Origin of the sequence: Paraburkholderia sp. HC6.4b (assembly GCF_014200875.1) — a bacterium.
GTDB classification, from domain to species: Bacteria; Pseudomonadota; Gammaproteobacteria; order Burkholderiales; family Burkholderiaceae; genus Paraburkholderia; species Paraburkholderia tuberum.
In genome coordinates this window covers 389,550-413,384 of the sequence record NZ_JACHDC010000005.1, presented here as the reverse complement: position 1 = coordinate 413,384, position 23,835 = coordinate 389,550, and the positions used below count along the sequence as shown (strand labels likewise).

The window sequence follows — 23,835 nt, the reverse complement described above, 5'->3', positions numbered from 1 at the left end:
AAGCAGAGTGTACGCGGCCAATTCTTTTTTGAAAAGCGAGGGCTCCGCGCATGCGGGAGCCTTACTGACAGTAATGTTTCGTGACCTGTGGAACGGCTACTCATGTATATCGGTGTGCCGGACGAATCCGGCGAGGCCGCGGATCGGCACACTGCTGGGCGAGCGTGACGCCAGCAAGTGAGTCCAGGTCGTTTGCAGGCCGCTTAGCCCGTCGCCGATCAGACCGTTCTCGTTCTTCACAAAGGCCCTCAGTAAAGGTTCGTAGACCACGAGTCGTCCGGTACCGGCGGCGAAGCTTCCGAGCCATGCACCCAAACTTCGCATCGCGAGATTCGCGGGAGCCGCTTTGAGTGCATCGACCAGGAACGTGCGACGTGCGATCAGAAGGTCAGGGGACACTCCATCCACGCAATGCGGTTTGAGTCCCAGGGAACCGGCGCAGGGATCGCTCATCGCACGGCCCTCAATTGTGTCGCAGAGTTGTCCACTGTCGGTTAACACCAACGCGCCCCGCAGGACTCTTCCCGATGCGTCGATGAGCGGACCCGTAACGGCGACAACCTTGCTCACCAGCTCGAAGTGTTTCAGAGAGTCCCATATCGCTTGATTCTCAATTGCCGTGGCCGACGGCCCAACAAGCATCGAAAATTCGCTCTCGGAATATTCCAGAAGATCGAGCAAAACGGCGAGTCCATGCACGCCCCTCGATGGCGGGGCAATTTGACGCGCCGCGAATGGAAACTGCTCAGGTCCGCGTGCATCAACGCCGAGCGATATGAGGTCTATCGACGGAGGTTCCTTCTGCAAGCGCTTGAGATAGAAGTCTTGAATGCCGAGATCGAATGGATACGGAGTAACCTCGTAGAGATCTGGGCGACGACGCTGCGCGATGCCACGAAGCACGGCCTGGATGGACATCGCGCTTCCCGAGAAAGAGCTGCCACTGTTTGAGAGCGAGCGCGGGTGCTGGCGCCAGTGGTATAAAACTTCTCGAATATGCATCGGGTCATGACCATTTTCGACAAAGCGGACAAGAATGTCCCAATCTTGTGCGTACTCTGCATCACCCGATGTAAACACGCCTAGCGTGAGTGCCAATTGTCGATGGAACAGTATCGTGTGCCATATGTACGATTGGGCGAACAACAGTACGGGGTCGAAGTCCGGCCGATAGTAGGGATGATCCAACGCATCTTCGATAAGCAGATCTTCGTCGGAATAGAAAATGACCCGATCGGGATTGCTCTTCGCAGCGTCGGCCAGTATGGCAAGGGCATCCGGCGTCAGGAGATCGTCGGCATCCATCGAGATCGCGAAGTCACCAGTCGCGTTCTCGAGGCAAACGCGTAGCCCGCCATGAATGCCCAGATTCACTTCGTGGCGCAGTGTTCGAAGCAGCCCTTCTTCCTCGAAGGCCGCTAGCGCCTTGTCGAGATCGGCCGGTATCGGACCATGCGCCAGGACGATCCACTCGGACGCTCTGTGACGTTGTGCCCGCATGGCGTCCGCAGTTGCACAGAACAGCTTCGTATCGGTACGTTCGTACACGGTCGTCAATACCGATATCGTGGGCATATCGTCCGTAAGACGAGGAGCCAGCGCTGCAAAGCGTTGTTCGATATGCTGTGGAAAAGAAACTGCGTAGGGCAAGCGAATCAGCGGCACGCCGGCTTCCTCAGGCTGATAGGCGCGTTGTCCGCTGCGATCCAGGTGGCGAGCGTATCCGACCGGATTTCGCATCAGCCTGCTGAACACTTCGGCGAATTCAGCAAGTTCCTCCCGCGACGGTGCGATTTCCTCGCTCGCTCCTGCTTTCACATCAGCCAGTGGCGTATAGATCACCCGCCGCCCGGCAATACACGCAAGACCGCCGAGCCACGGACCGAGCATCGTCAAGCTGATTTCCGCTGGCAGTTTGTCGAGGTTTTCGACGAGGAACTCCCGACTCACCACACTGTGGCGTGCAGACACAGCCGCGACCGAACGTGGCTTCCAGCTTTGCGCGAAATATCCGGAGTTGCTCAGCGAGTTGCCACTTTCAGGGCAACCAATTGAACCACCATAGCCGAATACATATCCCCCCTCACGAAGTACTTCGCCATCGTGAATGCGTCCGCCAACGATCGCGGAATCTGGGAAAAGATCGAAATGCATGAGCACTTCGTCTGCAAAATCATCTTCAGTGAGTTCGCACGCGCGACTTTGCAAGTGGATGTACCGTACCCCTGCGTCAACCTGATTGATTGCAGTGCAAAGGCCGTCGCGCGACACGCGTTGCTCGAGCGTTATGGTGGCCATGAGGCCTTGAACATCGCTGACGCGCCTCGCGTTTTGAGAACCGTCGGCGCAAGCGTGGCGTTGCTTGAAACGGTAGTCGGGCGTGCCGTCGAAAAGCGGTGAAAGCGCGACCTCATATTTATCGAGCTTGCCGCGTGCGTCGAGGAAGCGCTCGAGCGCGGCCTTGTGAGACGCGTAGATATAAGGTTTGGCGCGGTAATTGCCTGACGTCGAAGCAGCATGCATGCGCCACGAATAAAGCACCTCTGGAATATGAGCGGGCTCATATCCGGCGTTGAGGAACCGTATGAACGTATCCCAATCGTGGCATCCCTCGGTGGCCAGATCCGAGTAGCAGCCGAGTTCGAGTGCTGTCTTTCGATCGATTACGGTCAGATGGGCGATGTAACACGAATGGACGAACAGAACGGGATCCCATTCCGGCTTCAGATAAGCATCACGATGCTTGTTTCCGTCGGTCTTGTCTTCATCGGTATATGCGACTCTCGGCATTCCTGCTTGCTCCAGGAAGCTCGTAACTGTCCGCACGCAATCGGGGAACAACAGGTCGTCGCTGTCGACGGGAAGAATATAGCGGCCCTGCGCCCGCTCGAGACACCAGCGCATGCCACCGACTATGCCCAGATTGTGTTCCACACGTCCAAGGCGTACCCGGCGATCCCGAGCAATTTCGTTCAGAACTTCCCACGTTTCAGACCTCGTCGAGCCATTGTCCAGTATCAGCCATTCGAAGTCGGCTGTCGTCTCTTGACCGAAGACAGTGTGGGCAAGGTCGGTGACAAACGATGGGTCGGTATCGTAGACCGTCGTGACCAGGCTAAGGAGCCGCGGGGCGTTGCCTTCGACATACCGTTTGCGACGCACTTGCGCCCGCCGATGATAGAAGTTGGGTTTGTTGTCGACGAAGTCATTTGCACAAACCACGGAAACCGGAGGTGCGAGTTTCGGAAGCGTTTCGCGGCGTGACACGCCATCACGTTGCAATTCCGTGACCAGGGCTTCCACTGCAGGCGAGAGGCTTTCGGACCAACTGCGCGGCAATCCCAGTGGTGGCGCTGTTTGCCTGCGACCACGATCGACGCTCAGCGCCCGCGCGCGCGCGAGGGCCAGAAGCATGTCGCCGATTTCCGGTTCTGCGGCGATCAGATTGGGCGAGAGTTCCGCGAGGCGAGCGGCCGTTTTGCTTCCAAACACAGTGGTGACCGCCAGTCCTCCACATGCGGCCATTTCGAGCGGTGGATAGCTTGGATGCGGCGATAGCATCGAGGATAGGAGAATATCCGTTCCTCGCATCTGTTCTGCGTATGCTTCGAAGCCGAGCCAACTGGCTGGCGTGAGCGTATAACCACGGCCAAGGGGGATCGGTTCAAACGATTCCCCCATTCCGATGAATTCCCAGCCACCGTCGCCGAAAAGACCTTTCTCGACGGCCGCACATAGAACAGCAACGCCAAGCCCAAAGAGATTCCGCTTTGCGACTGTGGGTCGCGCGTAGAAGAGCAGCCGGCGAGGAGATTGAGCGTTACGGTTCTCAGGATGGAAATACGATCGGTCAATCGCGGGCTCAAATACGATGGCTCGCCGGCTGAAGTCGGCATTCGAGTAGCGGCCTACCCCTCGACTAACCAAATGATCACGTAGAAGACTCGTGTTGACGATGGGGACATGATCGAAACTGTACGAGGCTTCGGCATCTGCGAAGTTCTCGTTCGCGCCATAGAAGAGCGTCTCGTAGTCTTGCACCAGATAGTAAATGCGCTTACAGCGAAGTATGCCTGTCGCTGATTTCGCAGCCTGCGCGGTCCACCACGCGGTGGCCAACAGCACATCGTTATAGCCGAGGGCCAACGGCTTCGTTCGGTCACTGCCATTGAAAAACTGGACGTCCAGATCATCCGGCTGGAGGCCGGTCAACCGATGAAGGTGCGACTTGATTCCGTTGAGATCGTCATCGAGAGGTAAGTCCGTCGATACGAAATGGACCGGGATGCCCGCGTTGGCGAGTAACATGCCCAGGATATATGCCGTGTTGGGGCCGCCGGTGGCGTGCTGCCCCTTAAGGGATGGCAGCAGGATCCTCAGGGCAGGAGTCGAACTGAGGCTCGGATCGACGAACACGCTGAGTGGTTGATTAGGCAGCAATAAGCCCAAGGCAACAGTGCCCGTATTATCGCGACGCAGACGAAGAATCGTCTCGGCGGTCAGGTCCCCCGTTTCCTCATACAGCTTGATCGCTGCATCCAGTTGCTGTACTGCCTCGACTTTTCCATGCGGCAGCCGTCCTTCGCGAATCCCATGGAGAACATAGTGCACCAGCGGATTGACTTCTGACGCGGCTACGTCCGGATATTGCGAAACGTACCATTTCGTATCGAAGTCGGGACTTGGAGCGCGGCCTTCCGACGCGCCGGACCATAGGAAGTGAACTAGCGGGTTGAGCTGTGCATCGGCGACGTCCGGGTTGGTTTCCAGGTACCAGGCGCTGTTGAACAACGGATGTGGGCTTCGTCCTTCGCGAGCGCCTGACGTGATGAAATGGACCAATGGGTTGAGTCCCGTAGTCGCAACGTCGGGATAGTTCTCGAGGTACCAGTCAGTGTCAAACAAGGGGTGGGGGTCGCGTCCTTCGCGAGCGCCTGACGTGATGAAATGGATCAACGGGTTGAGTCCCGCTGTCGCAACGTCCGGATAGGTCTTGAGGTACCAGTCGGTGTCAAACAAGGGGTGGGGGTCGCGTCCCTCACCCGCGCCTGCCCTGATGAAATGCAGCAACGGGTTGTCGCCCGCTGCTGCGACGTCGGGATTGGTCTCCAGATACCAATGGGCGTCGAACAACGGATGCGGATCGCGTCTTTCGCCAGCACCCGACGTGAGGAAATGGATCAACGGATTGCCACCCGAGGCTGCCAGGTCCGGGTTGCCCTTGAGGTACCAGTCTGTGTCGAACAAAGGGTGAGGATCGCGTCCCTCGCGAGCGCCTGACCTGACGAAATGCATCAACGGGTTGACACCTGCTGCCGCGACGTCGGCATTGGTCTCGAGATACCAATGGATATCGAACAACGGATGCGGATCGCGTCTTTCGCGAGCACCTGAAGTGACGAAATGGACAAATGGATTGACACCCGCTGCTGCGACGTCGGGGTTGTGCTCGAGGTACCAGTCAGAGTCGAACAAAGGGTGTGGATTGCGGCCCTCGATTAGTCCGTGCCAGAGGAAATGCGACAGCGGCTTTAGCCCTTTTTGCGCGACATCGCGGTTCGACGACCGATACCAATCGGAATCGAACAATGCAAAAACGCCAAGACGCGGACGGCCGCCTGCCATCGACTGAAAACATAGCCTGATGAATACTTTGTACCGCGAAAGCGAGGGGCGATTTTTCCTGGTCATGATTGAAAACTCGGAAGCGCCAGAAGGAACGCAAGCTTCGGCGAAGGTTTGACACAATCGGACTTTTTCGAGGACCACTTCGTCATTCGCACTATCCCAAGCGCCTCAAAGGGGCGCGTTGCGTTGAAGAATGGAATCGGCGTTTTTTTCTAGCCAGCGAAAGGCATCTGCGATGTTTGCGTGGTTACCGATATTGTGATGGAATATCTTGGGCGGGTGGTGGATGTTCAACAGCTCTCTGATTCCGTAGACCACCATCGGCCGCGGCAGCGTCTTGACGCGATCTAGCATCGCAAACGTCCATAGCAGTCTTTCGGCGTACTGTAGATCACGTGGATCGAAATCCGCCATTTTTTGCCTGAAGAATTGCCGGCTCAATGTCTTGTTATATGCACTGCTTTGGGCGAGCTCGAATATCTGGATCCGACGATAACGACGAAGATCGACACGCAAGTCAATGGAATCAGCCAAATGTTGTTTCACGAATAGTGCAGCTATCAACCAGTTTCTATAGTGGCCAGTGCCGGGATGGCGCAATGCGCGGATGATTTCGTCGTCTCCGGCAGCAAGGCTGGCTTCCGAAACCGATTCGCCGAAGAATTCGCGGAATCCTTCTTCCTCCCTGTCGTTTGCGTGAAAGAAGCCGAACGAGCGCTTGGAGATGCCAATAATGACTTCAGCGGTTGGCGTGACAACTATCTTTTTGGCTGTCAAGAAAGTCACGAAACTGGCGAAGAAATCCGGATAGGGCGATTGGAAAAAAGCTGGTTCCGAGCCATCGCGCTGCACGAATTCGCGCCGCCAGACATAATGCTGAGCGTTGAAACTTATCAGATGCCGAAATCTAAGAGCCTGCTGTCCGAGTTGCCTTGCCCTTTGGTCGTTGAGCACGTACGGGGCGCGGGAGTCGTCAAACAGGCTGCTGTTGTTCACCGTGCACAAGTAGCCCGCTGCCTCATTGGGAAGAACATCGGGGTACGCGTAGTGATAAGCCATGCAGTATACGACGTCCGGGTGCGAATGAGCTTCGATAATATCGCTCATCCTCTGAATGAAACCTGGAGTCAAGGCGTCGTCGTCGCCCAGCATTACGATATAGTCACCGGTCGCCGCTTTGAGCGCACGGTTCCAATTGTCGGTTACCGAAATTGGCGAGTCTCCTCGAATGTAACGGACCGGAACTGAAGTAATTGTCCGAACATATTCAACATAATTTTCACTGGATTCGTTGTCGGAAATGATGATTTCCAGATTTCTTTCATTTTGTGCCAAGACGGAGTCGACAGCGTGTTTTAGTAGTTCGAGTCGATTTCGGCTCGGCAATAAAATCGAGAAAGACGGTCGCGACATTCTGTTCCCTTATCTCCAAGACATCGTCGTTATTGGGTGGCATACTGGGATAAAATCAGCGCCTGCGCAGGAATCCTCGTGGATTCATCGTCAATAAGAATCGCTCGCACGAGCGGTCGGCATAGAACTGATCGTTCTCCGCCAGGAACAGGTCGACGGCTTCCCAAGGGCCGGGGCCAAATTCCGGATAAGTGGGGTGGCCGTTTATATTGGTATCCTCAACGACTAGGAAACCGCCCGGTTGAATGAAGCGCTGATAAAGCCGCAGTTCCTGAAGGACGTGCTCGCATCGATGATCTCCGTCCAAGATGATAAGGATATTGCGTTTTCCATCCGCGGCTTTGGCGACCTTATCGATCGCGTTATCGGCGATGCTGTCCCCCGTCAGATAGGTGATCCGAGGATGTCGCGGCCGAATCGGATGATGTGTGGAATCGATGTCGATGGTGATAACCTCTCCAAAGCCAGCCAGATCGCATACGGTCGCGAGGTACAGTGCGCTACCGCCTTTGTACGTGCCTACCTCGATAATTAAATCCGGACGCTCACGGACGATCAACTCTTGATAAACCCATAGATCGAGCGGGCACTTGAACATTTCGTAGCCCATCCATGAGAGAACGATGGTATGAAGACCGCGAAAATTATCTATCTTTCGATAATACAAGTCTGAGAACGATTCGACTAGTTGGCGCTCCTCATTTGTCAAATTCGGTTCTGCAAAAGAGGCCCGGAAAGTCCCCGGATGCGTGCTTGTCCAAGGTGCTGCGGCATGTGCACCGTGTTTCATGCTTTGCGTGGCGTCCATGAATTTTTGAATGCGCTTAAACATGATAGCTCCCATTGGGAATGTCGGGTGCGCCACGATACTGTGTCTGCCCAAGGTCATGGTTTACGGCCGGTTAGGTGGCGACCGATCGTTCTCACATTCTGGCGTGCTCGCAAAACGATTGGAGGTGCGGCATCGTCATTGAAGCGGGCCCTTGACGCTGAGGGGGCGTGGCCTGGATTAATGTCAAGTTGATTCGGTGGTGGGGCAGGTGCACGCAGTTCTGGATTTCGCTTGGCTTCTTCGCCTGTCCAGTACTGATTCCGTGTACGTAGCCGCCCGAACGCGATCGGCCGTATCAGGCAAACGTTCGTCACGCGCTTTACTTCGATGCGAGCTTCGCCGCTGAAATCGCGGATAGTAACGAGTCGCCGTGACAATGCAGGTGCGCTGTTCAATATTGTCAATCCGGTAGGGCTTCGGGATGGCTTGCCAGGAAGTCGCAGGCCGTCATTCGAATACGTGACTTGATTTCGAGGCAAGCGTTAGTTGACCTGTTCCGCCGCGTCCGGTCAAGACACAGATATCGGGCGCATCGTTGCGACGCCCGGAAGCAGCATGCTCGAACATGTTCATGGTGACGAGCGTCCCACACCTGTTTGCGGGTGGCTAGGTCGACTTTTCAGTTTGTCACAAACCGTTTGTCGATCGTGCCGGGATCAAGAGAACTCGCCTATGCGTGGTCTTCATGACGCGCTGCCGTCAGCGCCAACGACTGACGGGCAACCCGAGGACGGTCAGCATGCGAATGGGAGGAGCCCCGTATTAGAGCGGCTCGACTTGCTGTTTCGTTGTTTTTGCGCAATTTTCGTAGAAAGTACCGTTGGTAATTTGCGGTGCGGACGCGAGACGGCATTTGCTTCTAGTGCGTGTCGACATGTCACGGAAACTGGCGTAACAAACAGCAAATTCGGTTGCCGAATCCGTGTTTTTTAAGCAAAATGCCTGCTCGTTACGGCCCTCAAATTTGAAATTATTGCTTCAGGACACACCGGTTTTTGCAAATGATTTCTTCAGGTGAGCCGCGTTCCGAAAACGGGGACCTATCCGTTTCTGTTGTCGTATTCAGGCCGGACGAACGGTTGTTGTCTTCCACTCTCGCCAGCTTGGGGGCCGCGTGCAGCGAATTGCGCCAGTTGCGCCCTGATGTCGCCATCAATGTATGCATCGTGGATAACGGCGATCTTCCGGAAATGTCGCAGGCAATTGGCGCGTTGACCGGTTCAGGCGTGGCTTGCGAAATTCTGAGCGACCACGGCAACGTCGGCTATGGGCGAGGCCACAATCTGGCGATCCAGCGGCTCAAGAGCCAGTATCACCTCATTTTGAATCCGGACATCGATCTCGAGCGCGATGCATTGACAACAGCGCTCGATTTTTTCGATGCGCATCCGGAGGTGGGTCTTATCACGCCGCGAATTGGCGATCAGGAAGGGCGCATCCAGTACTTGTGCCGCCGCTATCCGACCCTGGTCGACCTGTTTATCCGCGGTTTCCTTCCGCGAAGCATTCACCGTTTCTTCTTCGAAAAGCGGCTTGCGCGCTACGAAATGCGCGATCTGATCAACGAGCACGACATCGTCTGGGACCCACCCATCGTCAGCGGCTGCTTCATGCTGTTCCGGACGAGTGTGCTGAAGAAACTCGACGGCTTCGACCCTCGCTACTTCCTCTATTTCGAGGACTACGACCTGAGCCTGCGAACCCACGAACTCGCGCGTGTTGCATATGCGCCCATGGTCCGCGTGCTGCACCATGGCGGCGGCGCCTCGCGCAAGGGTTCGGCGCATATCCGCATGTTCGCCGCCTCTGCTTTCAAATTCTTTAGGCGGTTCGGCTGGAGGTGGCTATGAGTCGCGTGCTCATCACCGGCGCGAGCGGCTTTGTCGGACGTTCATTGTGCCACGCGCTGACCGCCAAAGGCCTCGCAGTGACCGCGCTTGTTCGGCAGCCGGGCCGTTGCACGGTTGGCGTGCGCGAATGGGTTCACGACAGCGAGAACTTCAAGGACGTATCTGCGGCCTGGCCGCAGGATTTGCAGCCCGATTGCGTTGTCCATCTGGCGGCGCGCGTCCATGTCATGCGCGATAGTGCGGTCGACCCGGAGGCAGAGTTTCGCCACATGAATGTGGGCGGGACAATGCATGTAGCAGAGGCGGCGCAGCGCCGAGGCGCGCGGCGCATCGTCTTCGTCAGCAGCGTCAAGGCGCAGGCGGAGATCGATCCGGGGCGCCCGTTGCGCGAAGACGATCCGCCGTGTCCGCAGGACGCTTACGGGCGCTCAAAGGCCGAGGCCGAACAGAGCCTCACGCGATACGGCGCGGAAACGGGCATGGAAATCGTTGTGGTCCGCCCGCCACTGGTCTATGGTGCCGAAGTCCGCGCGAACTTTCTGCGGTTGATGGACGCCATCGCGAAGGGCGTGCCGTTACCGCTCGGCGTCATCGCGGCCAGACGGAGCATGGTCTACGTAGAGAATCTTGTGGATGCGCTGAAACATTGCGTGACGGATCCGCGCGCGGCCGGCGGCTGCTTCAACGTTGCCGACGACACCAGCCTCACTGTGGCCGAATTGGCACGCACTCTGGGCAGACACCTCGGCAAGCCGGCACGCCTCGTGCCGGTTCCTGCCAGCTGGCTGCACGCGGCGGGGCGGTTGACGGGGCGTCAGGCACAGGTGGAGCGACTGATCGGGAGCCTGCGCTTGGATACGTCACATATTCGCGATGAGCTCGGGTGGCAACCGCCGTACTCGACGGAGGACGGACTTGCTGCCACCGCGCGCTGGTACCGCTCGACGCATTAAGGTCAATCGATGCTGAATGCCGATCACGGGTTGTTTCCCTGGCCGACTGCCGTGCTGGTTGCGATTGGCGCCGCGATAGGCTGCGCGGGGATCCTCTGGTTCTTGCTGACGACCGGCCTCGCCTGGCGGCTTGCAACTGACATTCCAAACGAGCGTTCGCTGCATGCGCGTCCGACGCCGCGCGTCGGCGGCTGGGGCATCGTTCCGGTGGCGGTGGTCGCAATTTTTCTGACGGCTTCGTCTCTGTGGATGGTCGCGTGCATCGTTGTTTTCCTTGCAGCGATGTCACAGATCGACGACCGGCGCGGGTTGCAGGCTCGGGTTCGTTTTGTTGGCCATCTCACCGCAGTAGCAGTGCTGGTCGCGGTCTATCCGGCCGACGTGCCCTGGTGGATGCTGACGAGCCTCGCCTTTTTGATGCTCTGGCTCGTCAATCTTTACAATTTCATGGACGGCGCCGACGGACTCGCCGGCGGGATGGCTCTGTTCGGTTTCGGTGGCTACGCGGTGGCGGCGCTGGTAAGCGGGCATCTGGTGCCCCAGCTTGGCTTTGCGAGCGCGGCCGTAGCGGGTGCCGCTGCCGGCTTTCTACTGTTCAATATTCACCCGGCGCGTATCTTTCTCGGCGACGCTGGCTCGATTCCTCTCGGTTTTCTGGCGGGCGCCCTCGGTTACTGGGGTTGGCGCGAAGGCGCGTGGCCGATCTGGTTTCCAGCCATGGTTTTCGCCCCTTTCATCGGTGACGCGTCGGTCACCTTGGTACGTCGCCTCGCCCGAGGAGAAAAATTTTGGCAGGCTCACCGCGAGCACTACTATCAACGAATGGTTCGCTCGGGCGCGGGGCACGCCCGGACAGCGCTTTACTGGTATGTAGTAATGCTCACGGGCATAATACTTGCTGTTTTCGCGCTTGGCCGGTCTGTGCAGGTGCAATGGAGCTGTGTCATTGCATGGGTTGTCGTGCTCGTGCTGATAGGCGTCGCCATTGATTCCCGCTGGCGTCGCTTTCAATCAATTGTCTCCGAACAACCAAAGGTGTGACGCCGATGCTTCGAAATAAAGCCTCATGGCTATCGTTCAGCGCCTTCCTGTTCGATCTGTGCGGGGTGATGGGCACGTGGCTTTCCGCCTATCTGATCCGTTTCAACGGTCCCATTCCCCACGATTTCTGGATGGGCGCATTGCACGCGCTAGTCTGGGTTCTGCCGGTCTACGGTTTGATGTTCCGCATCTTCGGCTTGTACCGCGGCATGTGGGTTTTCGCGAGCCTGCCCGATTTGATGCGCATTTCCAAGGCGGTCATCGCGGGCGGGATCGTGGTGATGGTCGCCGCGGTGATGATCCAGCCGATTCCCATCGTCCCGCGGTCGGTCCTCATCGTCTCGCCAATCCTGTTGTTTCTCGTGATGGGAGGCGCCCGTGCGCTCTATCGCGCGACCAAGGAGTTTTACCTGTACGGCGGCCTCGTCGGCCAAGGCAAGCCCGTGATCGTTCTCGGCGCGGGCAACGCGGGCGCCACGCTTGCTCGCGAGCTTTCCCGCTCGGGCGAATGGCGTCTCGTCGGCCTGCTCGACGACGATCCCGCCAAGCATGGCCGCGAAATCTATGCCCATAAGGTGCTCGGTCCCATCAGCGATCTGGCCCACTGGGCCGAGACGCTGCGCGCCGAGCACGCGATCATTGCGATTCCGTCGGCCTCCGTCGACACCCAGCGACGCGTCGCCACGCTGTGCGTGCGCGCCGGCGTACGCGCGATGACGCTGCCCGCGCTCACGCCGCTCACGCAAGGTCAGGCGTTCCTGTCGCGGGTGCGGCAGATCGATCTCGAAGACCTGCTCGGCCGTGACCCGGTGACGATCGACACCGAGCACGTCGCCGCGCTGCTGAAAAACCGCGTCGTGATGGTGACGGGCGCGGGCGGCTCGATCGGCTCGGAGCTATGCCGGCAGATCCTGCGCTTCGGTCCGGTGCAACTGGTCGCGTTCGACATCTCCGAGTTCTCGATCTATCGGCTGAACGAAGAGCTGCGCGACAAATATCCGGAAGTGTCGGTGGTGCCGATCGTCGGCGACGTGAAGGACTCGCTGCTGCTCGATCAGGTGATGGCGCGCTACTGTCCGCACATCGTGTTTCATGCGGCGGCCTACAAGCATGTGCCGTTGATGGAAGAGGTCAACACGTGGCAGGCGGTGCGCAACAACGTGCTTGGCACGTACCGCGTCGCGCGCGCGGCGATCCGCCACGACGTCGCGCATTTCGTGCTGATCTCGACCGACAAGGCGGTCAACCCGACCAACGTGATGGGCGCGAGCAAGCGGCTCGCGGAGATGGCGTGCTCGGCGCTGCAGCAGCAGGGCGCGCGGCGCACGCAGTTCGAGACGGTGCGCTTCGGCAACGTGCTCGGTAGCGCTGGCAGCGTGATCCCGAAGTTCCAGGAGCAGATCGCGCGCGGCGGGCCGGTGACCGTCACGCATCCGGAAATCACGCGTTTCTTCATGACGATTCCGGAGGCGTCGCAGCTTGTGTTGCAGGCGTCGAGCATGGGGCGCGGCGGCGAGATTTTCATTCTCGACATGGGCAAGCCGGTGCGAATCGCCGATCTCGCGCACGATCTGATCCGCCTGTACGGTTTCACCGAAGAGCAGATTCGCGTCGTGTTCACGGGTTTGCGTCCGGGCGAGAAGCTTTACGAAGAACTGCTCGCGGACGACGAAACCACCACGCGCACACCGCACCCGAAACTGCGCATCGCGCAGGCGCGCGAGGTGCCGGACAGCCTGATCGACAATCTGCTGCCGTGGCTGATGCAGCATCGCGTGCCGGCCGACGATGAAGTGCGGCGCGATCTGCGGCGCTGGGTGCCGGAGTATCTGCCAGCGACCGCGACGACGCTGCGTAGTGTGGCGCCGGCGACGCGGGTGTCGTAGGCGTTCCGCCGCCGCGAGTCATCGGAGTAGTCGAAGCAGTGAATCAGTACCCGCGAAGGCAGGTCAGTTGACCCGTTGAAGTTGGCCGCCGGATGTTTATAGATAAGAGCCCCTACAGATCTGCTGGGGCTTTTTTTATTTTTGCCCAGGAGAGCTGACGACCATCGCGCACGCCCCGGCTTTTCGGAGTCGTCTGAAGCCTGCGCCCGGCACATACACCTAGCATTGAACCGTCGCCGCCCGGTATGTCGTTCCCGCTGAGCTGGCGGCTCTGGCGGCTCTGGCGGCTCTGTTGGCTCTTTTTCTGTAATGCAAAGGTTTTGCGCGCCCGCGTGGCGCTTTTTTTTGTCCCGGCGCAAAAGGCGGCAAATCCGGAATCGACCTGTAGCGCGCCAGTGGCCCGCGCGCTTACGGTCAAGGTTCACCAACGGGAGGAACCTATGCAGGACGCAATGACCTGCAGCCAGCGCAATCAGGAGGCGTGACACATGGCCTACACGGGCAAATTTCTCGTGAATAACGAGCCCCTATCACCGATCACCATTTCTGGCATCGGCACGTTCAACGCGTATTCAGGCAACAATCAATATCGCAATCGGGGCGGCTGCACGATGGTGCCTAATGATGGGCCGCTCCCTGCCGGTAAATACTGGATCGTGGACCGCCCCACGGGCGGCATCCGTTCTCAGGTGTTTGCATGGGCAAAAGATGAGTGGAATGCAGCAATGGGTCACCCATCGAATCACGGTGATTGGTTCGCGCTATATCGTGATGATGGGACGATTGATGATCTGACGTGGATTAATGGCGTCAAACGCGGGCAGTTCCGTTTGCATCCGGCAGGCGGACGCGGGATTTCGCTTGGCTGCATCGCGCTGCCGAGCCATAGCGATTTCATGAGAATCCGCAACGCGCTGCTGCACACGGTCAAAATTCCCGCGCGCAGTTCGGGCCTTCTCGCCTACGGAACAATTGAGGTCATCACATATGGCAACACTTGCCCGTAGGGTGTTCAAGGTCGCCCTGTTTATCGGCCTGTGCTATCTCTCTCTGCTCTATGTCCGTCCGTACCATTATGAGTGGACAGAAAGCGAGTCGCGCGCATGGTTTGGTGCTTCGCGTTGGCTTGGTGTCCGCGATCCCGAAGATTTGTATTTCGTGGTGTGGGTGACGATTGAACTGATCGTGGCGGTGCTGGCGTATGTGGCGATCATGAAGCTATGGCGGTGGTACCGCACGAAGTAGACGAAAGCCCTGGGGAGGGGGCTTTTCTATTTTTGCTCAGGAGAGTTGACGACCATCGCGCACGCCCCGACGTTTCGGAGTCGTCTGAAGCCTGCGCCCGGCACATACACCTAGCATTGAATCGTCGCAACCCGGTATCGCTTTCTCGCTGAGGTGGCGGTTCGGTTAGCTCTTTTATCTGTGATGCAAATTTTTGCGCGCCCTTGTGGCGCGCTTTTTTTGCCCAGGCGAAGGAGGCGGCAAATCGGGAATCGACCTGTAGCGCGCCAGGGGCACGCGCGCTTACGGTCAAGGTTCCCCGACGGGAGGAACCTGTGCAGGACGCAATGACCTACAGCCAGCGTAATCAGGAGGTGTGACATATGGCCTACACCGGCAAATTCCTCGTGAATAACGAGCCACTATCACCGCTCACCATTTCTGGCATCGGCACCTTTGACGCTTATTCTGGCGACCGGCAATACCGCAATCGGGGCAGCTGCACGGCTGTGCCTAGCAAGGGGCCGATTCCCGCCGGCAAATACTGGATCGTCGACCGTCCGACTGGTGGCATCCGTTCACAGGCTTACGCATTGGGAAAAGACGCGTTGAATGCCGTTTTCGGCCATCCGTCGAATCACGGTGACTGGTTCGCCCTGTATCGGGATGATGGACTAGTCGATGATTTCACTTGGGTCAATGGTGTCAAGCGTGGGCAGTTCCGGTTGCATCCAGCAGGCGGGCACGGCGCATCACTTGGTTGCATTACCTTGCCGAGCCATAGCGATTTCATGAGAATCCGCAATGCGCTGCTGCGCACCATGACGATCCCTGCCGGCATTTCGGGGCTTCGGGCCTACGGAACAATTGAGGTCATCACATATGGCAACACTTGCCCGTAGACTGTTCAAGGTCACGTTGTTTCTGGCGCTGTTTGTTCTCTCTGTTCTTTATGTCCGGCCGTATCCGTACGAGTGGACAGAAAGCGAGTCGAATGCATATTGGGCGGCTTCCGATTGGCTCGGTGTGCGTGACCCTGATGACCTGTATTACATGGTGTGGGTGACTATCGAACTGATCGTGGCGGCGCTGGCGTATGTGGCGATCCTGAAGCTATGGCGGTGGTATCGCACGGGATAAACAAAAGCCCCGGCGACGGGGCTTTTGTTTATCCCGTGCATTGATGAATTTGGAGGAATCTCGTGAAGAGAGGATTTATTGCTACATTTCGAGCCGAGTGAGCCGATTTCAGCCTTTGTCGTTTCTGCTCACCGCTTCCCCTTCCTCACCACCATCCACCGCGGCGACTTGAACCGCACGATGCTCACGTAAAGCCACACATACGTCGCGGCGAACACGACAACGAAGCAGAACAGATGCAGCGTGTGCCGCCAGAACAGCGTCGCCGGCACGACTGCAATCAGGCACAGCAGCCACAGATACGGCGACGTCAGCGAGTTGCGGCGCGTCAGCTCGCGCGCGGTGCGCGCGCCGACCGCCCAGCGCATCAGCCGCTTGTAGACCAGCATATGCAGATGCACGCCATCCGGAATGCCCGGCGACATGCCGCGAATGAACTTCTTGCGGTAGATCGAGAAGCAGGTCTCGAAGATCGGGTACATGAAGAGCAGCATTGGATACCACGCGGATACGTCGCGATTGCGCATCACGAGCAGGATCGACAGCTCGGCGAGCATGAAGCCGATGAAGTAAGCACCGCCGTCGCCGAGAAAAATCAGCCCGGCCGGGAAGTTCCAGATGAAGAAGCCGAGCACCGCGCCCATCATCATGAACGACGCGGACAGCACGACCGGGTCGTGCACCTGGAACGCCACATACGCGAGCGACGCGAACATCATGAACGCGACCATCGACGCGAGGCCGTTGAAGCCGTCGATGATATTGATCGCGTTGGCGAGCGCCGCGACCGCGAGCACCGTGACCACGAACGAGATCGCCGCATATGACAGCAGAAAGTCGAGCGGCGGCACGCTGATGCGCGTGACCGCGATGTCGAGAAAGAACCAGGCGAGCGCGGCGGCCGCCATCGTGCAGATCAGGCGTGCGAGCGGCGACACGCGCTTGGTCAGATCCTCGACGAGCCCCGAGCCGAACGCCGGCATGCCGCACGCGATCAACCCGAGAATGCTGCCCGATACGGCTGGATACGCGCGATGCAATTGCACCGCGGAGACGATCAGCCCGACCAGAATCCCAGTCCCGCCGATGCGCGGCACCGGCCGCACGTGGAATTTCTGGACGCCGGCCAGATCGGTGTCGGTCGAGAACTTTTCATGCAGATGCGCATAGCGCACGATCAACAGCGTGATCAGCAGAGAGACGAGAAAGCCGAGCGCAAAACTAAGCATGAAAGTGGGCCTGAGCGAAGACGCGGAATTATACAAACGAAACGTGCGGCGGCCGGCGCGCGGCACGGGCGCGAAGCTTTCATCCAGGCCGGCAAAAAATCCCAGATAGCGAGACCGAAGTGGCCCGCACAGGCCCGTGAGCGCTCGCTCCTCATGGATTCCCCCTATGCGGCGCGCGCGCGCCGCAACCGTAAACCTGGATGCGACGAAGTGTAAGTCGCGCGCAACAAAGGCGTTCCGGAGACCCAATGCTTAATAACATCACAATTCGTGGCGGACTGACGCTCGTGATCAGCGTATTCGTCGCCTTCCTTCTGACGGTGATCGCTGTCGGCTACGGCGCGCTGAAGCTCGCCAACGACAGCCTCGACGACACGCAGCGCAGTGCGGTCGCGCTGTCGCATCTGAAGGCGAGTTCCGAGAAGCTTCTGCAGGTGCAGCTCGCATTGGGCACCTATCAGACCTTGTTCAGCGTCGGCAAGCAGACCGACGATCTGCTGCCGGCCGCGCACAAGGTGCTGCTCGAATCGAACAACGACTTCCGCAACTACATGGCCGGCCCGTTCGCGAGCGACGCAGAGCGCAAGCTCGCGCAGAGCGTCGGCGACGCGCGCGCGGCGCTCGTCGACAAGGCGATCGAACCGGAATTCAAGGCATTGATCGACTTCGACTTCAACACCTTCCGCAACATCCAGGGCGACACGGCGAACAGCCTGTACGCGTCCTACTCGAAAGCGATCGACGCGCTCGAAAAAGCGCAGATGGACAATCAGCATCAGCAGGCCGCGACCGGCGCGCGACGCTTCCAGCTCGCGACAGTGCTGTTCGGCGCGATCGCGGTGATCGCGCTCGTGATCGCGGTGGGCGCTCGGGTCGCGTTGTCGTCGGCGCTGATCAAGCCGGTCAACGCGACGGTCAAGCACTTCGAGCGCATCGCGGCCGGCGACCTGAGCGTCGCGATCAAGGTGAAATCGCGCAACGAGATGGGCCAGCTGCTCGGCGCGCTGACGAGGATGCGCGACGGCCTCGTCGAAACGGTCGGCAAGGTGCGTGGCAGCACGAGCGCGATCACGCAGGGCGCGAACGAAATCGCGTCGGGCAATGCCGATCTGTCGGCGCGCACCGAGCAGCAGGCGGCCGCGCTGCAGCAGACCGCGGCGAGCATGGAGCAGCTGTCGGCGACCGTGAAACAGAACGCCGACAACGCCAGGCAGGCGAACCGCCTCGCGCACGGCGCGCTCGATACGGTCACGCGCGGCGGCAAGGTGGTGTCGCGCGTGACCGAGACGATGGACGGCATCAGCGAGTCGTCGCGCAAGGTCACGGAGATCATCGGCATGATCGAGGGGATTGCGTTTCAGACCAATATTCTCGCGTTGAACGCGGCCGTCGAAGCGGCGCGCGCGGGCGAGCAGGGACGCGGCTTCGCGGTGGTCGCCTCGGAAGTGCGCAGCCTCGCGCAGCGCTCGGGCGCGGCGGCCAAGGAGATCAAGGAGCTGATCGGCGAGTCGGCGGCGAAGGTCGAGGAGGGTGCGTCGCTGGTGTCGGATGCGCAGAAGACGATTCAGGAAGCGCTGAAGGCCGTCGAGCGCGTGACCGGCGTGATGAGCGAGATCGAGGCGTCGGCGCTCGAACAGAGCGACGGCATCGAGCAGGTCAACAAGGCGGTGTCGCAGATCGACGAGGTCACGCAGCACAACGCGGCGCTCGTCGAGCAGGCGGCGGCCGCGGCGAAGTCGCTGGAAGAGCATGCGATGGCGTTGCGTGATGCGGTCGCGGTGTTCCAGTTGGAAGGGGCAACGGCGTAACGGGTTCAGCAGCCACGGCGCTCACCGTTCTGACGAGGTGAGCGCCAAAGCAAACGGCGGCGGCATCCGCGCTACGCGAATGCCGCCGCCGTTTTTTTAACGGGATGCGCTGGTGCCGAAGCGCTTTATGCAAACCCCTGCGGATTCGTCGACTGCCAGCGCCAGTGGTCCGCGCACATGCGCTCGATGCCGAACTGCGCGCGCCAGCCGATGATTTTCTCGGCCGCGCTCGGGTCCGCGAAACACTGCGCGACGTCGCCCGGGCGGCGCGCGACGATCTCGTACGGCACCGGCCGCCCCGAGGCCTTCTCGAACGAGCGCACCACGTCGAGCACGCTATAGCCCTGGCCCGTGCCGAGATTGACGACGAAGCTCGCATCGCGCTCGACGAGCGTATCGAGCGCGGCGAGATGCCCGCGCGCGAGATCGACCACGTGGATGTAGTCACGCACGCCGGTGCCGTCGGGCGTCTCGTAGTCGCCGCCGAACACGCGCAGCTTGTCGAGCTTGCCGACCGCGACCTGTGCGACGTACGGCATCAGGTTGTTCGGAATGCCGGCCGGATCTTCGCCGATCAGGCCACTTTCATGCGCGCCGACCGGATTGAAGTAGCGCAGCGTCGCGATGCGCCACGATGCGTCCGACACTTCGAGATCGCGCAGGATCTGCTCGGCGATCAGCTTCGATTGACCATACGGATTGGTCGCCGACAGCGGGAACGATTCGTCGATAGGCGAGCTCTTCGGCACGCCGTACACCGTTGCCGACGAACTGAACACGAACTGCTTGACGTTGCGATCGCGCATCACGCCGAGTAGCGTCAGCAGGCTGCCGACGTTGTTCGCGTAGTACTCGATCGGCTTCGCGACCGACTCGCCGACCGCTTTCAGCGCCGCGAAATGGATCGCGCCGGTGATCGGATGCGCATCGAAAATCCGCTGCAGCGCGGCTGCGTCGCGCGCGTCGTCGTCGTAGAAGCTCACCGCACGGCCGGTTATTTTCTCGACGCGCCGCACCGCTTCGCGCTTGCTGTTCACGAGGTTGTCGATCACCGCGACGTCGTAGCCGCCGTTCAGCAGTTCGACGCAGGTGTGCGAGCCGATGAAACCCGCGCCGCCAGTTACCAGAATCGTGCCCTTCATGGTCATGCTGTTGCTCCCATTAAAGTAAAACACCCGTGATTTTTTGCACCAGGTCTTTATAGGTTTCGACGACCATGCGTTCGTCGAATTCGGTCGCGACTTTCTGCCGGCCGCGTTCCGCCATCGCGCGCCGCTCCGCGCCGCTCATGTCGAGCATGCGTGCGAGACTCGCGGCAAGGCTCTGCGCATTGCGCGCTTCGCACAACAAGCCGTTGACGCCGTCGGCCACCACCTCGCGGCAGCCGGGCACGTCGGTCGCGACGATCGGCCGGCCCATCGCCGACGCTTCCATCAGCGTGCGCGGCACGCCTTCGCGATACGACGGCAGCACCACGCAATCGGCATCGGCGATGAACGGCCGCACGTCGTGCGCCTCGCCCAGATATTCGATCACGCCTTCCTGTTCCCACGCGGCGACTTCGTCGCGCGTGATCGCGCTCGGATTGTCGACGCCGACCGGCCCGAGCAGCTGAAAGCGCGCGTGACGGTAGCGCGCGCGCAATTGCCGCGCGGCCTCGACGTATTCGCCGACGCCTTTGTCCCACAGCAGCCGCCCGATCAGCACGAAGCGAAACTCCGCGCGCTCGCGCAGCGGCGTGAACGCGAACTGCTCGAGATCGACGCCCTCGCCGTGCAACAGCCGCGCGCGCTCCGGATGCACGAGCAGCTTGCCGTCGATGAACGCGGCCTGATCGTCGCGATTCAGGAACCACACTTCACGCGGAAAGCGGAACGCGAAACGATACAGCCTTTTGGCGATCTGCGCGGCGCGGCTGTGCTGGATGAACACGTAGCCGAGCCCGGTGGTGACCGCCACCGACTGCACGCCAGCCAGCTTCGCCGCGATCGAGCCGTAGATGTTCGGCTTGATCGTGTAGTGAAACACGACATGCGGACGGATGGTCCTGTACTGCCGATACAGCGCGACGAGCGTGCGCAGATCTTCGCCCGGACTCGTGCCTTTCGACGCCATCGGCAGCTCGATGCAACGGCAGCCCATCGCGGCGAGCAACTCGAAGGTGCGGTCGCGCGGCGCGAGCACCGTCACGTCGACGCCGCGCCCGATCAGCGTGCGGATCAGCCCTTGCCGATAGGTATAGATTGCCCAGGCCGTGTTGCAAACGAGTGTAATGCGTAGCGCGGGCGTCGACTTGAAAGAGGGCTTCATGCGAAGAAATGCCGGGCGTTGAATGAAGTGTGGACCATTGATACGAAGACAGCGCCCTACGATGCGGCGCGAACCTCAGCGAATGAAGCGACAACGACAACGACAACGACAGCGACAGCGCTCACACGCGGCGCGACTCAACGGTTCGCGCGCGGCGCGAGCAGCGCGCGCTTGACCCGCTGTAACGTGCGATAAGGCAGCATCAGATGCAACAGATTCTTCGCGAGGCCCAACCAGTCGTAAGGATTGGCCACGTTGAAGTAGCGCAACTGCAAACGCAGCGTCGAACCGATCTGCCGGCGCCGTTTCGTCGCGCTGATGCCGCCTTCGTTCAGCTCATAGAAAAGGCCGAGTTCAGGCAGATTCGCGCAGTCATAGCGTTCCATCAGACGTACGAACAGATCGAGGTCCTCCGCCGAACGATACGCGGCGCGGTAGTTGCCGACTGTGCGGACGGCATCGATACGCAGCATCATCGACGGATGCGCGAGGCACGAGCGGAAAAAGCGCTGGCGCCGGATCACGTTCGGCTCGGCCGGCGGCGTCAGCATGAAAAGCGCCTCGCCCGCGCGCGTGACGACCTGGGTCCACATGCCGAGGCCCGCCACGTTCGGATGCGCTTGCATGAACGCGCGCTGCTTCGCGAGCCGCTGCGGCACCGCGCGATCGCCCGCGTCGATGCGCGCCGCATAGCGAAAGCCGCGCTGCGCGAGCGCGTCGATGCCGGTTCGCAGCGCACGCTCGATGCCCCCGTTCTGCGCCATGCGCAGCACTTCGATCTTCAGGTTCGGCAGCGTGGGCGCGACGATCGGCGGCGTGCTGCCGTCATCGACGATCAGTACGTGCACCAGCGCACTTTCTTCGAACGACGCGAGCGTAGAATCGACGTCCGCCTGACCGTTATAGGCGGGTATCAGCACCGCGACGTCGTCGAGCGTGGTTTGCGCGGTGGCGGATGAATTCGTCATGGGCGCAATTTGAAACGGATGTAATAAAGATTGACCGAGGCGGCCGCCAGATAGCCGGCCGCGAGGCCGACGAGCGCGCCATACGCGCCGAGCCGCGGGATCGCCAGCAGATTGACCGCGAACGCGACGGCGAGCGCGAGCAGCCACTTGGCGAGCAACACGAACTTGGCCTGATATTTGAGCACGACCAGATTGCCGATCGCCTCGACGCCGGCGGGCACCGACAGCCACACGGCCCAGCGGAAGATTTCGATCGCGCCTTCGAAGTCCGGCCCGAACACACGGCGGATGATGAAGCCCGCGAGCAGATCGAGCACGAACGCGCCGCACACCATCAGCACGGCGGTCAGCGCGGTGAGCCGCCACATGTTGCGGCGTAGTTGCGCGATGCCTTGCACGCGGTAGACGAATGCGGGCGCAATGGTTTGCGCGAGCATCAGCGCGAGCGTGATCCAGTTTTCATTCAACTGCTGGGCGGCCGAGTAGCGACCGAGGTCGGCGAACGAAATCGCGCGCTCGAGCATCAGCCGGTCCAGTTTCAGAAATAGATACATACAGATGAGCCCGAGCCAGAACACAGTGCCCGCGCTCGCGAAGTGCCTGAAGAGCGAACGTTCGACATGCCAGCCCAGCTTGCCGCCATGCCGGCGCATGAAGTAGAGCAACAGCACCGTGCCGATCGCCGCCGATTCGAGCGCCCACAGCCAGCCGAAACGCGCGGGCGCGGCCGTCGCGCGCACCAGCAGATAGACGAGAGCCGCCTTGATCACCGCGGTGCTCATGCTGGTCAGCAATTGCGGCTTGCTGTAGGTCATGCTTTGCAGCCACGCGTTGATCACGCCGACGAACGGCTCGCGAAACAGCATCGTCACCGCGAGGCCGGCGAGCATCGCACCGACGAGCGGTTCGAAGAAGTGCAGCGCAATGCCGAGCCACGTAAGCAGCAGCGCAACCGCCGAGACGGAGATGCGCAACGCGAACGCGCTGCCGAGGACGGTACCGAGTTGTCCGGGCGGCCGGTTGACGATGGTCGGTACGAGGATTTCCGCGCCGCAGACCCAGGTGATCGGCGACAGCACCAGCAGCAGCGTATTCGCGTACTGCCATTTGCCGAACGTTTCGGGCCCGAAGTAACGCGCGAGCATGCCGCTGATCACGATTGCGACGCCGATCTGCGTGAGCCGCTCGAGACCCAGCCAGACGATGTTCGTAAACGCTCGGGTGACGTCGGGATTGGCGAAGCGCTTGACCGTCAGCATCCGTTGGCCGCTCGCCGCTGCGCGTCGGTCAAGCCGCCTCGCACGGCCATGCATGCGGCGCTATGCGCATTCGCCCGCCCGGCCGGCAGCCACGGCAACTTTACAAATGGAGGGCGTCTAAGCATTAGAATGGCGGTATTCAGGCTGGTCAGAAAAACGCAATTATAAGTTGGAACCGGACCGCTTCCGGCAAGGGCGCATCGAGGCGCGGTAACAGGTGTTTTTAACGTGAGTATTACCGTGGTTTTTAACGCGAATTTTTTCCGCGTTTTAACCGGCGATTGTTACCGGTCG

17 protein-coding genes are annotated in these 23,835 nt (G+C 60.0%); 9 read left to right on the top strand and 8 right to left on the bottom strand.

The annotated features are described in order from the left end of the window. Positions 1–96 precede the first annotated feature (96 nt). The 3 genes from HDG34_RS10555 to HDG34_RS10545 form a co-directional block, all read right to left on the bottom strand. Entirely contained in the window at positions 97–5,691 is a 5,595-nt protein-coding gene (locus HDG34_RS10555) for a glycosyltransferase (protein ID WP_184059757.1), read from the bottom strand. Between the two features lie 105 nt (positions 5,692–5,796). After that, the gene (locus tag HDG34_RS10550; protein ID WP_184059755.1) at positions 5,797–7,041 is read right to left on the bottom strand and encodes a glycosyltransferase family 2 protein; all 1,245 of its coding nucleotides are present in this window, start codon (positions 7,039–7,041) and stop codon (positions 5,797–5,799) included. Positions 7,042–7,096: 55 nt separating this feature from the next. After that, positions 7,097–7,873 carry a CmcI family methyltransferase gene (locus HDG34_RS10545; protein WP_221309087.1) on the bottom strand — a complete coding sequence of 259 codons (777 nt, stop codon included), beginning with the start codon at positions 7,871–7,873 and terminating at the stop codon, positions 7,097–7,099. Positions 7,874–8,874: 1,001 nt separating this feature from the next. Here HDG34_RS10545 and HDG34_RS10540 point away from each other — a divergent pair. From HDG34_RS10540 to HDG34_RS10505, 8 genes are all read left to right on the top strand, one after another. Then, entirely contained in the window at positions 8,875–9,723 is an 849-nt protein-coding gene (locus HDG34_RS10540; protein ID WP_184059753.1) for a glycosyltransferase family 2 protein, read from the top strand. Further along, positions 9,720–10,676, top strand: coding sequence for an SDR family oxidoreductase (locus HDG34_RS10535; RefSeq protein ID WP_184059751.1), 957 nt, complete (start codon positions 9,720–9,722; stop codon positions 10,674–10,676). The genes HDG34_RS10540 and HDG34_RS10535 overlap by 4 nt, the downstream gene beginning before the upstream one ends. A 9-nt stretch (positions 10,677–10,685) precedes the next feature. Further along, positions 10,686–11,717 (top strand): glycosyltransferase family 4 protein, encoded by a 1,032-nt coding sequence (locus HDG34_RS10530; RefSeq protein ID WP_184059749.1) that lies wholly within the window; start codon positions 10,686–10,688, stop codon positions 11,715–11,717. A 5-nt stretch (positions 11,718–11,722) separates the two neighbouring features. Beyond that, the gene (locus HDG34_RS10525; protein WP_184059747.1) at positions 11,723–13,603 is read left to right on the top strand and encodes a nucleoside-diphosphate sugar epimerase/dehydratase; all 1,881 of its coding nucleotides are present in this window, start codon (positions 11,723–11,725) and stop codon (positions 13,601–13,603) included. Between the two features lie 488 nt (positions 13,604–14,091). Continuing rightward, on the top strand, positions 14,092–14,610 hold the full coding sequence (locus HDG34_RS10520) for a DUF2778 domain-containing protein (protein WP_184059745.1): 519 nt from the start codon (positions 14,092–14,094) through the stop codon (positions 14,608–14,610). After that, complete coding sequence (locus HDG34_RS10515) at positions 14,591–14,848, top strand: hypothetical protein (RefSeq protein WP_184059743.1); 258 nt, start codon at positions 14,591–14,593, stop codon at positions 14,846–14,848. The genes HDG34_RS10520 and HDG34_RS10515 overlap by 20 nt, the downstream gene beginning before the upstream one ends. Positions 14,849–15,210: 362 nt before the next feature. Next, positions 15,211–15,729, top strand: coding sequence for a DUF2778 domain-containing protein (locus HDG34_RS10510; RefSeq protein WP_184059741.1), 519 nt, complete (start codon positions 15,211–15,213; stop codon positions 15,727–15,729). Further along, complete coding sequence (locus HDG34_RS10505) at positions 15,710–15,967, top strand: hypothetical protein (RefSeq protein WP_184059739.1); 258 nt, start codon at positions 15,710–15,712, stop codon at positions 15,965–15,967. The genes HDG34_RS10510 and HDG34_RS10505 overlap by 20 nt, the downstream gene beginning before the upstream one ends. A 128-nt stretch (positions 15,968–16,095) precedes the next feature. On the opposite strand, the gene HDG34_RS10500 is transcribed toward HDG34_RS10505, so the two are convergent. After that, entirely contained in the window at positions 16,096–17,196 is a 1,101-nt protein-coding gene (locus HDG34_RS10500; protein WP_184059737.1) for a glycosyltransferase, read from the bottom strand. A gap of 248 nt (positions 17,197–17,444) precedes the next feature. On the opposite strand from HDG34_RS10500, the gene HDG34_RS10495 reads away from it, so the two are divergent. Continuing rightward, the gene (locus HDG34_RS10495; protein ID WP_184059735.1) at positions 17,445–19,004 is read left to right on the top strand and encodes a methyl-accepting chemotaxis protein; all 1,560 of its coding nucleotides are present in this window, start codon (positions 17,445–17,447) and stop codon (positions 19,002–19,004) included. Between the two features lie 125 nt (positions 19,005–19,129). Here HDG34_RS10495 and galE read toward each other — a convergent pair whose 3' ends face one another. From galE to HDG34_RS10475, 4 genes are all read right to left on the bottom strand, one after another. After that, positions 19,130–20,152: a UDP-glucose 4-epimerase GalE gene (gene galE / locus HDG34_RS10490; protein ID WP_184059732.1), complete on the bottom strand. Its 1,023-nt coding sequence runs from the start codon at positions 20,150–20,152 to the stop codon at positions 19,130–19,132. Between the two features lie 13 nt (positions 20,153–20,165). Next, positions 20,166–21,314 (bottom strand): glycosyltransferase family 4 protein, encoded by a 1,149-nt coding sequence (locus tag HDG34_RS10485; RefSeq protein WP_184059731.1) that lies wholly within the window; start codon positions 21,312–21,314, stop codon positions 20,166–20,168. A gap of 137 nt (positions 21,315–21,451) precedes the next feature. After that, the gene (locus HDG34_RS10480) at positions 21,452–22,282 is read right to left on the bottom strand and encodes a glycosyltransferase (protein WP_184059729.1); all 831 of its coding nucleotides are present in this window, start codon (positions 22,280–22,282) and stop codon (positions 21,452–21,454) included. Further along, positions 22,279–23,541: an oligosaccharide flippase family protein gene (locus tag HDG34_RS10475; protein WP_184059727.1), complete on the bottom strand. Its 1,263-nt coding sequence runs from the start codon at positions 23,539–23,541 to the stop codon at positions 22,279–22,281. Before HDG34_RS10475 ends, HDG34_RS10480 begins: the two co-directional genes overlap by 4 nt. Positions 23,542–23,835: the final 294 nt, after the last annotated feature.

Coding starts and splice junctions, on each gene's coding strand:
- HDG34_RS10520 (WP_184059745.1), top strand. CDS start 14,092: ATGGCCTACACGGGCAAATTTCTCGTGAATAACGAGCCCCTATCACCG.
- HDG34_RS10480 (WP_184059729.1), bottom strand. CDS start 22,282: ATGACGAATTCATCCGCCACCGCGCAAACCACGCTCGACGACGTCGCG.
- HDG34_RS10530 (WP_184059749.1), top strand. CDS start 10,686: ATGCTGAATGCCGATCACGGGTTGTTTCCCTGGCCGACTGCCGTGCTG.
- HDG34_RS10510 (WP_184059741.1), top strand. CDS start 15,211: ATGGCCTACACCGGCAAATTCCTCGTGAATAACGAGCCACTATCACCG.
- HDG34_RS10555 (WP_184059757.1), bottom strand. CDS start 5,691: ATGACCAGGAAAAATCGCCCCTCGCTTTCGCGGTACAAAGTATTCATC.
- HDG34_RS10505 (WP_184059739.1), top strand. CDS start 15,710: ATGGCAACACTTGCCCGTAGACTGTTCAAGGTCACGTTGTTTCTGGCG.
- HDG34_RS10550 (WP_184059755.1), bottom strand. CDS start 7,041: ATGTCGCGACCGTCTTTCTCGATTTTATTGCCGAGCCGAAATCGACTC.
- HDG34_RS10525 (WP_184059747.1), top strand. CDS start 11,723: ATGCTTCGAAATAAAGCCTCATGGCTATCGTTCAGCGCCTTCCTGTTC.
- HDG34_RS10535 (WP_184059751.1), top strand. CDS start 9,720: ATGAGTCGCGTGCTCATCACCGGCGCGAGCGGCTTTGTCGGACGTTCA.
- HDG34_RS10495 (WP_184059735.1), top strand. CDS start 17,445: ATGCTTAATAACATCACAATTCGTGGCGGACTGACGCTCGTGATCAGC.
- HDG34_RS10485 (WP_184059731.1), bottom strand. CDS start 21,314: ATGAAGCCCTCTTTCAAGTCGACGCCCGCGCTACGCATTACACTCGTT.
- HDG34_RS10500 (WP_184059737.1), bottom strand. CDS start 17,196: ATGCTTAGTTTTGCGCTCGGCTTTCTCGTCTCTCTGCTGATCACGCTG.
- galE (WP_184059732.1), bottom strand. CDS start 20,152: ATGACCATGAAGGGCACGATTCTGGTAACTGGCGGCGCGGGTTTCATC.
- HDG34_RS10540 (WP_184059753.1), top strand. CDS start 8,875: ATGATTTCTTCAGGTGAGCCGCGTTCCGAAAACGGGGACCTATCCGTT.
- HDG34_RS10545 (WP_221309087.1), bottom strand. CDS start 7,873: ATGTTTAAGCGCATTCAAAAATTCATGGACGCCACGCAAAGCATGAAA.
- HDG34_RS10515 (WP_184059743.1), top strand. CDS start 14,591: ATGGCAACACTTGCCCGTAGGGTGTTCAAGGTCGCCCTGTTTATCGGC.
- HDG34_RS10475 (WP_184059727.1), bottom strand. CDS start 23,541: ATGCTGACGGTCAAGCGCTTCGCCAATCCCGACGTCACCCGAGCGTTT.